Annotated in this window: 12 protein-coding genes and 1 pseudogene; 12 read left to right on the top strand and 1 reads right to left on the bottom strand. The window is 70.9% G+C overall.

Going from position 1 to position 13,256, the window contains the following annotated elements:
- Positions 1-34: 34 nt before the first annotated feature.
- Positions 35-523 carry a transcriptional regulator BldD gene (gene bldD, locus BJY18_RS10460; protein ID WP_003096372.1) on the bottom strand — a complete coding sequence of 163 codons (489 nt, stop codon included), beginning with the start codon at positions 521-523 and terminating at the stop codon, positions 35-37.
- Between the two features lie 259 nt (positions 524-782).
- Here bldD and pyrR point away from each other — a divergent pair, with 259 nt between their 5' ends.
- From pyrR to metK, 12 genes and pseudogenes are all read left to right on the top strand, one after another.
- Entirely contained in the window at positions 783-1,379 is a 597-nt protein-coding gene (gene pyrR, locus BJY18_RS10455; RefSeq protein WP_184779792.1) for a bifunctional pyr operon transcriptional regulator/uracil phosphoribosyltransferase PyrR, read from the top strand.
- A complete protein-coding gene (locus BJY18_RS10450; protein WP_184779791.1) occupies positions 1,376-2,308 on the top strand; it encodes an aspartate carbamoyltransferase catalytic subunit in 933 nt (310 codons plus the stop codon). The genes pyrR and BJY18_RS10450 overlap by 4 nt, the downstream gene beginning before the upstream one ends.
- The gene (locus BJY18_RS10445; RefSeq protein ID WP_184779790.1) at positions 2,305-3,591 is read left to right on the top strand and encodes a dihydroorotase; all 1,287 of its coding nucleotides are present in this window, start codon (positions 2,305-2,307) and stop codon (positions 3,589-3,591) included. The genes BJY18_RS10450 and BJY18_RS10445 overlap by 4 nt, the downstream gene beginning before the upstream one ends.
- Positions 3,591-4,094, top strand: a complete 504-nt coding sequence (locus BJY18_RS10440; RefSeq protein ID WP_184779789.1) for a PH-like domain-containing protein — start codon at positions 3,591-3,593, stop codon at positions 4,092-4,094. The genes BJY18_RS10445 and BJY18_RS10440 overlap by 1 nt, the downstream gene beginning before the upstream one ends.
- Positions 4,091-5,212, top strand: coding sequence for a glutamine-hydrolyzing carbamoyl-phosphate synthase small subunit (gene carA, locus BJY18_RS10435; RefSeq protein ID WP_184779788.1), 1,122 nt, complete (start codon positions 4,091-4,093; stop codon positions 5,210-5,212). The genes BJY18_RS10440 and carA overlap by 4 nt, the downstream gene beginning before the upstream one ends.
- On the top strand, positions 5,212-8,541 hold the full coding sequence (gene carB / locus BJY18_RS10430) for a carbamoyl-phosphate synthase large subunit (protein ID WP_184779787.1): 3,330 nt from the start codon (positions 5,212-5,214) through the stop codon (positions 8,539-8,541). The genes carA and carB overlap by 1 nt, the downstream gene beginning before the upstream one ends.
- Entirely contained in the window at positions 8,538-9,380 is an 843-nt protein-coding gene (gene pyrF / locus BJY18_RS10425) for an orotidine-5'-phosphate decarboxylase (protein WP_184779786.1), read from the top strand. Before carB ends, pyrF begins: the two co-directional genes overlap by 4 nt.
- Positions 9,381-9,487: 107 nt before the next feature.
- Complete coding sequence (gene mihF / locus BJY18_RS10420; protein ID WP_184779785.1) at positions 9,488-9,805, top strand: integration host factor, actinobacterial type; 318 nt, start codon at positions 9,488-9,490, stop codon at positions 9,803-9,805.
- Positions 9,802-10,464 carry a guanylate kinase gene (gene gmk / locus BJY18_RS10415; RefSeq protein WP_184779784.1) on the top strand — a complete coding sequence of 221 codons (663 nt, stop codon included), beginning with the start codon at positions 9,802-9,804 and terminating at the stop codon, positions 10,462-10,464. Before mihF ends, gmk begins: the two co-directional genes overlap by 4 nt.
- 5 nt (positions 10,465-10,469) lie before the next feature.
- Positions 10,470-10,739 carry a DNA-directed RNA polymerase subunit omega gene (gene rpoZ, locus BJY18_RS10410; RefSeq protein WP_098509382.1) on the top strand — a complete coding sequence of 90 codons (270 nt, stop codon included), beginning with the start codon at positions 10,470-10,472 and terminating at the stop codon, positions 10,737-10,739.
- Entirely contained in the window at positions 10,732-11,970 is a 1,239-nt protein-coding gene (gene coaBC / locus BJY18_RS10405; protein ID WP_184779783.1) for a bifunctional phosphopantothenoylcysteine decarboxylase/phosphopantothenate--cysteine ligase CoaBC, read from the top strand. Before rpoZ ends, coaBC begins: the two co-directional genes overlap by 8 nt.
- Before the next feature lie 81 nt (positions 11,971-12,051).
- A pseudogene (gene metK / locus BJY18_RS10400) lies at positions 12,052-13,250 on the top strand (methionine adenosyltransferase).
- Positions 13,251-13,256 lie beyond the last annotated feature (6 nt).

Raw genomic sequence — 13,256 nt, 5'->3', positions numbered from 1 at the left:
GCCCATCACGTCGCGGGGTGGCCGGCCGCGGGCGTCAGTCCTCTTTGGACGGCCGGGCTTCCGGCGGGAGGACGCCCCAGTCGATGAGCTGCTCGGTGAGTTCGCCGGGGGTCATGTCGTAGATGATCGCCAGGGAGCGCAGGTCCTCGGTGCGGATGGAGAGCACCTTGCCGTTGTAGTCGCCGCGCTGGCTCTGGATCGTGGCCGCGTAGCGGGCCAGCGGGCCGACCTTCTCCGCGGGCAGCTGCTGCAGCCGCTCGAGGTTGATCACGATCTTCGTGGCGGGCTCGGCACCCGAGGGCACGCGGCCCTCCGGCAGCAGTTCGACCACCGGCACGCCGTAGAAGTCGGCCAGTTCGGCCAGCTTCTGGACGGTGACGGCCCGATCGCCACGCTCGTACGAGCCGACGACGACGGCCTTCCAGCGGCCGCCGGACTTCTGCTCGACTCCGTGCAGGGACAGGCCCTGCTGCTGGCGGATCCCGCGGAGCTTGGCCCCGAGCGCCTTGGCGTAATCGCCCATCTGGTGGTTCTCCGTTTCCTCACCCCACGCCGGCCGGAACGACCGGGCCGGGGACTCCTCGAGTCGAATACTCAGAGTAATGGTTACGCATAGTTGTCACCAGGTCAAGCAGAACGTCGGTACGCGCAGGTGACGGGCTTGCCCGTACCACTCGGAAGGATGATTGACCGCTCCTGCTACTGTCGGTGCGGTTTCCGGCGCCGGCCGGAACCGACGTCCTTTAAGGACCCGTCCGGAGAGGCGGGGAAGGAGGTCCGCCTTGTCGTCACGTCCGCGTGGCGCGGCGGAGCCGGCGGGACAGCGAGAGCTGCTCTCAGCCGGTGATGTCGCGCGCACGATCGCCCGGATGGCCCACCAGGTCATCGAGAAGACCGCCCTCGGGGCCGGTCCGCCCGAGCAGCATCCGGTGCTGCTGGGCATTCCCACCCGCGGCACCCCGCTGGCCGCCCGCCTCGCCGCCCGCATCGGCGAGTTCGCCGGGACCGAGCCGCCGCACGGCGCCCTCGACATCACCCTGTACCGCGACGATCTGCGCCGCCGCCCGCCGCGGGCGCTGGAGGAGACGCAGCTGCCGCCGGACGGGATCGACGACCGGGTGGTGATCCTCGTCGACGATGTGCTGTTCTCCGGCCGCACCGTGCGAGCCGCTCTCGACGCCTTGCGCGACCACGGCCGCCCGCGTGCGGTGCAGCTGGCCGTGCTGGTCGACCGCGGGCACCGCGAGCTGCCGATCCGTGCCGACTACGTCGGCAAGAACGTGCCCACCGCGCGAGCCGAGGGCGTGTCCGTGCTGCTGTCCGAGACGGACGGGCTGGACTCGGTGCTGCTTCGCGCGCCGGAAGGAGACACCCGGTGAAGCACCTGCTCGCCACGGACGGGCTGGACGCGGAGACCGCCACAGCCGTCCTCGACACCGCCGACGAGTTGAAGCACACCCTGCTCGGCCGCGAGGTCAAGAAGCTGCCGACGCTGCGCGGCCGCACGGTGATCACGCTGTTCTACGAGAACTCCACCCGCACCCGGGTGTCGTTCGAGATCGCCGGGAAGTGGATGAGCGCCGACGTGGTCAACGTCTCGGCCTCCAGCTCCTCGGTGAACAAGGGCGAGTCGCTGCGGGACACCGCGCTCACCCTGGCTGCCGCGGGCGCCGACTGCGTGATCGTCCGGCACCCCGCCTCGGGCGCCGCGCACCGGCTGTCCGGCTGGCTCGCCGAGGCCGGCACGTCGGTGGTCAACGCCGGCGACGGCACGCACGAGCACCCCACGCAGGCGCTGCTGGACGCCGCCACCCTGCGCGAACGCCTCGGCAGCCTGAAGGACCGCCGGATCGCCATCGTCGGCGACGTGGTGCACAGCCGGGTCGCGCGGTCCAACATCCACCTGCTGCACACCCTCGGTGCCGAAGTCGTCCTCGTCGCGCCTCCGACGCTGCTTCCGGTGGGCGTGGAGAAGCTGCCGGTCACCGTGTCGCACGACCTCGACGCCGAGCTGCCCGCGGTCGACGCGGTGATGATGCTGCGCGTACAGGCTGAACGCATGTACGGGGGCTTCTTCCCGTCCGCGCGCGAGTATTCGATCTCCTACGGCCTCTCCGAACGTCGTCAGGCGCTGCTGCCGGACCACGCCGTGGTGCTGCACCCCGGGCCGATGCTGCGCGGGATGGAGATCGCGCACGCGGTCGCCGATTCGCCCGCCTCGGCCGTCACCGAACAGGTCCGCAACGGCGTTCACGTGCGCATGGCGGTCCTCTACCACCTTCTGGCCAGTGAAGGAGCCGCTGCATGACCCTCGTGATCAAGGGCGCCCGCCCGTACGGCGAGGGCGAGCCGGTCGACGTGCTCGTCGAGGACGGGGTCATCACGTCCATTGGCTCGGTGAAGGTGCCCGAGGGCGCGGAGGTGCTCGACGCCGCGGGGCAGGTGCTGCTGCCCGGGTTCGTCGACCTGCACACGCACCTGCGCGAGCCGGGCCGCGAGGACACCGAGACGATCGACTCCGGGTCCGCGGCCGCCGCGCTCGGCGGCTACACGGCGGTGTTCGCCATGGCCAATACCGATCCGGTCGCCGACAACGCGCTCGTCACCGACCACGTGTGGCGGCGGGGGCAGGAGGTCGGCCTGGTGGACGTCCACCCGGTCGGCGCGGTCACTGTCGGGCTCAACGGGGCGAAGCTCGCCGAGCTGGGCACCATGGCGAAGGGCACTGCCGGCGTACGCGTCTTCTCCGACGACGGCGTGTGCGTGGCCGACCCGCTGCTGATGCGTCGCGCGCTGGAGTACTCCACTGCGCTCGACGCGGTGATCGCGCAGCACGCCGAAGAGCCGCGGCTCACGGTCGGCGCGCAGGCACACGAGGGCGAGCAGGCGTCACGGCTCGGCTACCCGGGTTGGCCTGCTTCGGCGGAGGAGTCGATCGTCGCGCGCGACTGCTTGCTGGCGTTGCACGCGAACGCGCGGTTGCACGTCTGCCACGTCTCCACCGCGGGCACGGTCGACGTGCTGCGCTGGGCGAAGGACCGCGGCACCAAGGTGTCCGCCGAGGTCACGCCGCATCATCTGCTACTCACCGACGACCGGCTGGACACCTACGACCCGGTCAACAAGGTCAACCCGCCGCTGCGTACCGGCAGGGACGCGGAGAAGCTGCGGGCCGCGCTGGCCGAGGGGGTCGTCGACTGTGTCGCGACCGACCACGCCCCGCACGCCCCGCAGGACAAGGACACCGAGTGGAACGCCGCCCGGCCCGGCATGCTCGGGCTGCAGACCGCGTTGTCGGTGGTGGTGGAAACCATGGTGAAGACAGGGCTGCTCGACTGGCGCGGTGTCGCGCGCGTGCTGAGCGAGCGGCCCGCCGAGATCGGCAACCTGCCCGACCACGGCCGCCGGATCGCGGTGGGGGAGCCGGCCAACCTGGCGCTGGTCGACCCGGACGCGGAGTGGACCGTGCGCGGCGCCGAGCTGGCCAGCATCGCGGCCAACACCCCGTATGAGGGAATGCGGCTGCCCGGCGTGGTGACAGCCACCGTGCTGCGCGGGCGGATCACCGCGCGAGAAGGGAAGATCCGCTGATGGAGCGCTTCTGGCTCGTACTGGCGATCGTCGTGTTCTTCCTGCTGTGCCTGGCGGGCATGCGGCTGGGCTGGCGGCGCAGGTCACGGTCGCAAAGTGCGTGGCTGCCGCCGTTCCCGGAGATCCCCGCGGAGCCGGGCGAGGTGCGGCTGGAGTCCGTCGGGCTCTACGTCAGCACCACCACCGCGGGCAACTGGCAGGACCGCGTCGTGACCCGCGGGGCCGGGCTGCGCACCGGCGCGGTGTGGCGGCTGCACCCCGAAGGCGTCGCGGTGGAACGTGGTGGCGCACCGGACTTCTGGATCCCGCGCGCGTCGATCACCGGTGTGCGCCGCGATTCACGGATCGCGGGCAAGGTGATGGGCACCGACGCGCTGCTCGTGCTCACCTGGCGCCTCGGCGACGTCGAGCTGGACACCGGGTTCCGCGGCGACGATCTGGACGACTATCCACAGTGGATTTCTTACCTGTCAGACCACGACATCAAGGGAGGTGCCCAGTGAGCACCCGCAACGCGGCGGCACTGGTTCTCGAGGACGGCCGGGTCTTCCGCGGCGCCGCCTACGGCGCGCGGGGGCGGACGCTCGGCGAGGCGGTGTTTTGCACCGGGATGACCGGCTACCAGGAGACCCTGACCGATCCGTCCTACCACCGGCAGATCGTGGTGCAGACCGCGCCGCAGATCGGCAACACCGGCTGGAACGACGAGGACGACGAATCCGACCGGATCTGGGTTTCCGGTTACGTGGTGCGCGATCCCGCGCGCACGCCGTCGAACTGGCGCTCCCGGCGCACCCTCGACGACGAGCTGAGCCGCCAGGGCGTGGTCGGGATCTCCGAGGTGGACACCCGCACGCTGACCCGGCATTTGCGCGAACGCGGGGCGATGCGGGCCGGGGTGTTCTCCGGCGACGCGCTGGACACCGACGAGCGGATGGTCGAGCAGGTGCTGGCGAGCCCGCAGATGAAGGGCGCCGATCTGGCCGGTGAGGTCACCACGGCGCAGCCGTACGTGGTGCCCGCGCTCGGCGAGCGGCGTTTCCGGGTCGCCGCGCTCGACCTCGGCATCAAGTCGAACACCCCGCGGCAGATGACCAGGCGCGGCATCGAGGTGCACGTGCTGCCGAGCCGCACCAGTGCCGAGGAGCTGCTGGCACTGGCCCCGGACGGGGTGTTCCTGTCCAACGGCCCCGGCGACCCGGCCACCACCGAGCACGCCACGGCGCTGACGAAGACGGTGCTGGAACGGGAGATCCCGCTGTTCGGCATCTGCTTCGGCAACCAGATCCTCGGCCGCGCGCTGGGCCTGGGCACCTACAAGATGCGCTACGGCCACCGCGGCATCAACATCCCGGTGATCGACGTGGCCACCGGCCGGGTCGCGATCACCGCGCAGAACCACGGCTTCGCGCTGGAAGGCGAGCCGGGGCAGCGCTTCGATTCGCCCTACGGTGCCGCGCAGATCAGCCACTACTGCCCGAACGACGACACCGTGGAGGGCGTGCGCGCCTTCGACGTGCCGGCGTTCTCCGTGCAGTACCACCCCGAAGCCGCGGCCGGCCCCCACGACGCGGCCCCGCTGTTCGACGAGTTCGTGACCCTGATGGAGAAGAAGGCCTGATGCCGAAAAGGACGGACATCCAGCACGTGCTGGTGATCGGCTCCGGGCCGATCGTGATCGGGCAGGCCGCCGAGTTCGACTACTCGGGGACGCAGGCCTGCCGGGTGCTGCGCAGCGAGGGGCTGCGGGTGAGCCTGGTGAATTCCAATCCCGCCACCATCATGACCGACCCCGAGTTCGCCGACGCCACCTACATCGAGCCGGTCACGCCGGACTTCGTGGAGAAGGTGATCGCCGCCGAGCGGCCCGACGCGTTGCTGGCCACGCTCGGCGGGCAGACCGCGCTGAACTGCGCGGTCGCCCTGCACGAGCGCGGGGTGCTGGAGAAGTACGGGGTGGAGCTGATCGGCGCGGACATCGACGCCATCCAGCGCGGCGAGGACCGGCAGAAGTTCAAGGACATCGTGCGCACCATCGGCGCCGACGTTCCGCGCAGCCGGGTGTGCCACGACATGACCGAGGTCCGCGACACCGTGGCCGACCTCGGGCTGCCGGTCGTCATCCGGCCGTCGTTCACCATGGGCGGGCTCGGCTCGGGCATGGCGCACACGCCCGAGGACCTGGAGCGGCTGGCCTCCACCGGGCTCAGCGAGTCCCCGGTGACCGAGGTGCTGATCGAGGAGAGCGTGCTCGGCTGGAAGGAGTACGAGCTCGAGCTGATGCGCGACAAGCACGACAACGTGGTGGTCGTGTGCTCGATCGAGAACGTGGACGCGATGGGCGTGCACACCGGCGACAGCGTCACGGTGGCCCCGACGATGACCCTCACCGACCGCGAGTACCAGCAGATGCGTGACGTGGGCATCGCGGTGCTGCGCGAGGTCGGCGTGGACACCGGCGGCTGCAACATCCAGTTCGCCTTCCACCCGGACGACGGCCGGATGGTCGTGATCGAGATGAACCCGCGGGTCTCCCGCAGCAGCGCGCTGGCCTCGAAGGCCACCGGGTTCCCGATCGCCAAGATCGCCGCGAAGCTCGCCATCGGCTACACCCTCGACGAGATCCGCAACGACATCACCGGCGAGACCCCGGCCTCGTTCGAACCGGCGCTGGACTACGTCGTGGTGAAGGTGCCGCGCTTCGCCTTCGAGAAGTTCCCCGGCGCGGACCCCACGCTCACCACCACGATGAAGTCCGTCGGAGAGGCGATGTCGTTCGGCCGCAGCTTCCCCGAGGCACTCGGCAAGGCGATGCGGTCGATCGAGACCAAGGCGACCGGGTTCTGGACGCAGCCGGACCCGGAGGGCGCCACCCGTGAGTCCACTGTGGACGCGCTGCGGGTGCCGCACGAGGGCAGGCTGTACGAGGTGGAACGCGCGCTGCGGCTGGGTGCCACGGTCGAGCAGGTGCACGAGGCCTCCGGCATCGATCCGTGGTTCATCGACCAGATCGCGTTGATCGGCGAGGTCGGCGCGGAAGTGCGGGAAGCGCCGGTGCTCGACGGTGAGCTGCTGCGCCGGGCCAAGCGCACCGGGCTGTCGGACCGGCAGATCGCCGCGCTGCGTCCGGAGCTGGCCGGTGAGGACGGCGTGCGCGCGCTGCGGCACCGGCTCGGGGTGCGGCCGGTGTTCAAGACCGTGGACACCTGTGCCGCGGAGTTCGCCGCGAAGACGCCGTACCACTATTCGGCCTACGAGACCGATCCCGCGGCCACCTCCGAGGTCGCCGTGCAGGGCGACAAGCCGAAGGTGCTCATCCTCGGCTCCGGCCCGAACCGGATCGGGCAGGGCATCGAGTTCGACTACTCCTGCGTGCACGCGGCGATCGCGTTGCGCGAGGCCGGTTTCGAGGCCGTGATGGTCAACTGCAACCCGGAAACGGTGTCCACCGACTACGACACCTCCGACCGGCTGTACTTCGAGCCGCTGTCCTTCGAGGACGTGCTCGAGGTCGTGCACTCCGAACAGCAGTCGGGCACGGTCGCCGGCGTCATCGTGCAGCTGGGCGGGCAGACGCCGCTCGGGCTCGCGCAGCGGCTGGCCGACGCCGGGGTGCCGGTCGTGGGCACGCCGCCGGAGGCGATCAACCTGGCCGAGGACCGCGGCGCGTTCGGCGAGGTGCTGCGCGACGCGGAGCTGCCCGCGCCGAAGTACGGCACCGCGACCTCGTTCGAGGGCGCCAAGCGGATCGCCGACGAGATCGGCTACCCGGTCCTCGTGCGCCCGTCGTACGTGCTCGGCGGGCGCGGGATGGAGATCGTCTACGACGAGGAGTCGCTGGCCGGTTACATCCGCCGCGCCACCGAGGTCACCCCCGAGCATCCGGTGCTCGTGGACCGTTTCCTCGACGACGCGATCGAGATCGACGTCGACGCGCTCTTCGATGGCGACGACCTGTATCTGGGCGGCGTGATGGAGCACATCGAGGAGGCCGGGATCCACTCCGGCGACTCGTCGTGCGCGCTGCCGCCGATCACCCTCGGCGCGCAGGACCTCGACGCCGTACGCCGGTCCACCGAGGCGATCGCGCGCGGTGTCGGGGTGCGCGGGCTGCTGAACGTGCAGTACGCGCTCAAGGACGACGTGCTGTACGTGCTGGAGGCCAACCCGCGTGCCTCCCGCACGGTGCCGTTCGTCTCGAAGGCCACCGCCGTGCCGCTGGCGAAGGCCGCCGCGCTGATCATGACCGGCTCCTCGATCAAGGACCTGCGGGCCTCGGGCGTGCTGCCCGCCGAGGGCGACGGCGGGCGGATGCCGGCCGATTCGCCGGTCGCGGTCAAGGAGGCGGTCCTGCCGTTCCACCGGTTCCGCACGCCGGAAGGACACGGCGTGGATTCCCTGCTGGGCCCGGAGATGAAGTCCACCGGCGAGGTGATGGGCGTGGACGTGTCCTTCGGGCAGGCGTTCGCGAAGTCGCAGCACGGCGCGTACGGCTCGCTGCCGACCTCGGGACGGGTCTTCGTATCGGTGGCCAACCGGGACAAGCGGTCGCTGGTGTTCCCGGTGAAGCGGCTGGCCGATCTCGGGTTCGAGATCCTCGCCACCACGGGCACCGCGGAAGTGTTGCGGCGCAACGGAGTCGCCTGTTCGAGCGTGCGCAAGCACTATGAATCGAACATTGCAGGGTCCTCGGAAAACACCGAGCCGAACATCGTGGACGTGATCCTCGACGGCGGGGTGGACATGGTCATCAACACCCCGTACGGGAACAGCGGTCCGCGGGTGGACGGCTACGAGATCCGCACCGCGGCGGTGTCGCGGGACATCCCGTGCATCACCACGGTGCAGGGCGCCGCCGCGGCAGTGCACGGCATCGAGGCGTTGATCCGCGGTGACATCGGCGTACGCAGCCTGCAGGACCTGCAGGCTGCGCTCAAGGCGACGTCGTGAGCGCAGGTTTCGGGGCGCGGCTGGCGGCTTCGGTCGCCGCCCGCGGCCCGCTGTGCGCCGGGATCGACCCGCATCCGGGCCTGATCGAGTCCTGGGGTTTGCCGCTGGACGTGTCCGGTCTGGAGCGTTTCGCGCTCAACGCCGCGGAAGTGCTCGGCTCGACGGCTTCGATCGTCAAGCCGCAGTCGGCGTTCTTCGAGGCGTTCGGGCCGGGCGGTGTAGCCGTACTGGAGCGTGTCATCGACACGGTGCACGACGCCGGGGCTCTGGTGCTGCTCGACGTGAAGCGCGGCGACATCGGTTCCACCATGGCGGCCTACACGGCGGCGTACGTGGCCGAGAAGGCAGCCTTCACCGCCGATGCGGCCACAGTTTCGCCGTACCTGGGTTTCGGTTCGCTGGACGCCGCCGTGGCCTCGGCCCGGGAAGCGGGCAACGGGCTGTTCGTCCTCGCGCGCACCTCGAACCCCGAGGCGCACGCGTTGCAGAGAGCGCGGCTGGAAGACGGCCGTACGGTGGCTCAGAGCGTTGTGGACGCGGCTGCGGAGCACAACGCGGGCATGGAGCCCCACGGCGACGTCGGAGTGGTCGTAGGGGCCACAGTGGCGCCGGGAGAGGTGGACCTGACGCGGCTCAACGGGCCGGTCCTGGCGCCCGGTTTCGGCGCGCAGGGCGCGACGGTGGCCGATCTGCACGCGTTGTTCGGTCCCGGCCTGCCCGGAGTGCTGCCCGCGTCGTCGCGCGACCTGCTGCGGCACGGGCCGGACTCCGGAGCGTTACGCCGGGCGGCGCAACGGGTGGCCGACCAGCTGGCGGGAACGCGCGAAAGCGGCCATTAGCAGGCCCGGAAATCCCGCCGCAGCAGCCACCCCCGCATTGTGGCCCCTGCTCAGGGGTGGGTACCGTCGCGTCACCCACCCAGATGTGAGAACTACCGGAGGAAAACGTGGCACTTCCCCAGCTGACAGAGGAACAGCGTGCTGCGGCGCTGGAGAAGGCCGCCGCCGCCCGCCGCATCCGTGCTGAGCTGAAGGAGCGGCTGAAGCGGGGCGGTACCACTCTGGCCGACGTGCTGAAGCAGGCCGAGGAGAACGAGGTCCTCGGCAAGATGAAGGTCTCGGCCCTGCTCGAGGCGCTCCCCGGCGTCGGCAAGGTCCGTGCCCAGCAGACCATGGAACGACTGGAGATCGCCCCCAGCCGCAGGCTCCGCGGGCTCGGCGACCGGCAGCGCAAGGCGCTGCTGGCCGAGTTCAGCGGCGAGTGAGCGGCGCCGGTCGGGACTGCCCGGTGACCCCGGGGACCGACCGCGACGGTGAGCCGGCGGCGGGGGAGTTCCCCCGCCCCCGGCTCACCGTCGTCTCGGGGCCCTCCGGCGTCGGGAAGTCGAGTGTGGTGGGACAGCTGCGCCGGCTCGATCCGGACATCTACTTCAGTGTTTCGGTCACCACGCGGGCGCCACGGCCGGGCGAGGTGGAGGGGAACCACTACCACTTCGTCGACGCCGCCGAGTTCGACCGGATGGTGGCGCAGCACCGGCTCCTGGAGTGGGCCGAGTTCGCCGGCAACCGGTACGGCACCCCGCGCGAGCCCGTGGAGCGGGCGCTCGCGCAGGGCCGCCCGGCGGTGCTGGAGATCGAACTGCAGGGCGCGCGGCAGGTGCGCGTGGCGATGCCGGAGGCCCGGCTGGTGATGCTGATGCCGCCGTCCTGGGAGGAACTCGTCGGACGGCTCACCGGGCGCGGCACCGAGGACGAGGCCGCGGTCCGCGCGCGGCTGGCCGAGGCGGAGCGCGAACTGGCCGCGGCCGGAGAGTTCGACGTGCGGCTGGTGAACGCCGACGTGGGGACCGCCGCGCGGAGGTTGCTAGACTTGATGACCGGTGGCGAAGTCTCCGCCGCCGCAATCCCGGACGATACGGAGTAGCACGAGTGGCTGTGCAACAGGCGACGCTGGAAGAGCTCGAAGGCATCACCAACCCGCCGATCGACGACCTGCTCGAGAAGGTCTCCTCGAAATACGCGCTGGTGATCTACTCGGCCAAGCGGGCCCGGCAGATCAACGACTACTACGCGCAGCTCGGCGAGGGCCTGCTGGAGTACGTCGGTCCGCTGGTCGAGCCCGGCCCCCGGGAGAAGCCGCTGTCGATCGCGCTGCGCGAGATCCACGGCGGGCTGCTCGAGCACACCGAGGGTGAGTGACGCCAAGCCCAGGGTCGTCCTGGGCGTGGGCGGCGGGATCGCCGCCTACAAGGCGTGCGAGGTCCTGCGGGGCCTCACCGAATCCGGGCACGACGTGCGTGTCGTGCCCACCGAGTCCGCGCTGAACTTTGTCGGCGCGGCGACCTTCGAGGCACTGTCCGGGCATCCGGTGCACACCGGCGTGTTCACCGAGGTGCCCGAAGTGCAGCACGTGCGGGTCGGCAAGGAGGCCGATCTCGTACTGGTCGTCCCGGCGACCGCGAACCTGCTGGCCAAGGCCGCGCACGGGCTCGCCGACGACCTGCTCACGAACACCCTGCTCACCGCCCGGTGCCCGGTCGCGTTCTTCCCGGCCATGCACACCGAGATGTGGGAGCATCCGGCCACCCGCGACAACGTGGCGCTGCTGCGTTCCCGCGGGATGACCGTCACCGAACCGGCCGCGGGCCGGCTGACCGGAGTGGACACCGGCAAGGGCCGGCTCGCCGATCCGGCGGAGATCGTGGACCTGGCTCGGCTGCTGCTCGAGGTGCCCGCCGCGCTGCCGCGGGATCTCGAGGGCCTGCGGGTGGCCATCTCCGCGGGCGGCACCCGTGAACCACTGGACCCGGTCCGCTACCTCGGCAACCGCTCGTCGGGCAAACAGGGCTACGCGCTCGCCCGGGTCGCCGCGCAGCGGGGTGCCGAGGTGACGCTGGTCGCCGGGCACACCGCCGAGCTGCCCGCGCCCGCGGGCGCCACGCTGGCGCGGGTGTCGACCGCGGAGGAGCTGCGTACCGCGATGCGGTCCGCGGCCGCGGAGGCCGACGTGGTGGTGATGGCCGCCGCGGTCGCCGATTTCCGGCCGGCCAGCCGGGCCGAGCACAAGATCAAGAAGTCCGACGACGCCCCGGATCCGGTGCTGACCCTGGACCGCAATCCGGACATCCTCGCCGAGCTGGTGCGTGAACGCCGGGACGGGCAGACCGTGGTCGGGTTCGCCGCGGAAACCGGGGACGAGCACGGCAGCGTGCTCGAGCACGCGCACGCGAAGCTGCGCCGCAAGGGTGCGGACCTGCTCGTGGTGAACGCGGTCGGCGACGGCAAGGCGTTCGGCACCGAGGACAACTCGGGCTGGCTGCTGACCGCCGACGGCGGCGAGGAGGCCATCCCGCTCGGCGCCAAGGCCCGGCTCGCAGCCACATTGTGGGACGCGGTCACGGCTTTGCGCGCTCGTCGATCCCGGCTTTAGCCCGCTGGGTAAGGTGGGCCTGGCAAGCGGGTACGGGAGAGTTCTCCGGTACCGAGTCCAACCGAGGGAAGTGACGAGGTCGTGACTGCGTCCACGAAAAGGCTGTTCACGTCGGAATCGGTCACCGAAGGTCATCCCGACAAGATCTGTGACGCGATCAGCGATTCGATCCTCGACGGGCTGCTGACCAAGGACCCGCGCAGCCGGGTCGCGGTGGAGACGCTGATCACCACCGGCCAGGTGCACGTCGCCGGTGAGGTGACCACCGAGGCGTACGCGGACATCCCGACCATCGTGCGGGACGTGATCCTGCGCATCGGCTACGACTCGTCGGCCAAGGGCTTCGACGGCAACTCCTGCGGGGTGAACGTCGCGATCGGCTCGCAGTCGCCGGACATCGCCCAGGGCGTGGACACCGCCTACGAGTCGCGGGTGGAGAGCGACGAGGACGAGATCAACCGCCAGGGCGCGGGCGACCAGGGCCTGATGTTCGGCTACGCCTGCTCGGACACCCCGGAGCTGATGCCGCTGCCGATCGCGCTGGCGCACCGGCTTTCCCGGCGGCTGAGCGCGGTCCGCAAGGACGGCGTGCTGCCCTATCTGCGTCCGGACGGCAAGACCCAGGTCACCATCGAGTACGCCGGGGAGCAGCCGGTGCGGCTGGACACCGTGGTGGTGTCCACCCAGCACGCGGACGGGATCGACCTCGAGCAGATGCTCGGCGTGGACGTCCGGCAGCACGTGGTGGAGCCGGAGCTGGCCGAGCTGGGTCTCGACATCGGCACCACGCGGCTGCTGGTCAACCCCACCGGCCGGTTCGTGATCGGCGGCCCGATGGGCGACGCCGGGCTGACCGGCCGCAAGATCATCGTGGACACCTACGGCGGGATGCCGCCGCGGCGGGGGCGTTCTCCGGCAAGGATCCGTCCAAGGTGGACCGGTCCGCGGCCTACGCGATGCGCTGGGTGGCCAAGAACGTGGTCGCCGCCGGCTTGGCCGGGCGGGTCGAGGTGCAGGTCGCCTACGCGATCGGCAAGGCCGCCCCGGTGGGCCTGTTCGTGGAGACCTTCGGCACCGAGACGGTGGATCCGTCGAAGATCCAGTCGGCCATCAGCGAGGTCTTCGACCTGCGTCCGGCCGCGATCATCCGCGACCTCGACCTGCTGCGCCCGATCTACGCGCCGACCTCGGCCTACGGGCACTTCGGCCGTCCGGACCTGGACCTGCCGTGGGAGAGCACCGCGCGCGCCGAGGCACTGCGGTCTCTCGCCGGTGCCTGAACCGCC

Source organism: Amycolatopsis jiangsuensis (assembly GCF_014204865.1).
Taxonomy (GTDB): Bacteria; Actinomycetota; Actinomycetes; order Mycobacteriales; family Pseudonocardiaceae; genus Amycolatopsis; species Amycolatopsis jiangsuensis.
Note: the sequence above shows the minus strand (reverse complement) of the source record. Positions and strands in the feature narration are given on the sequence as shown.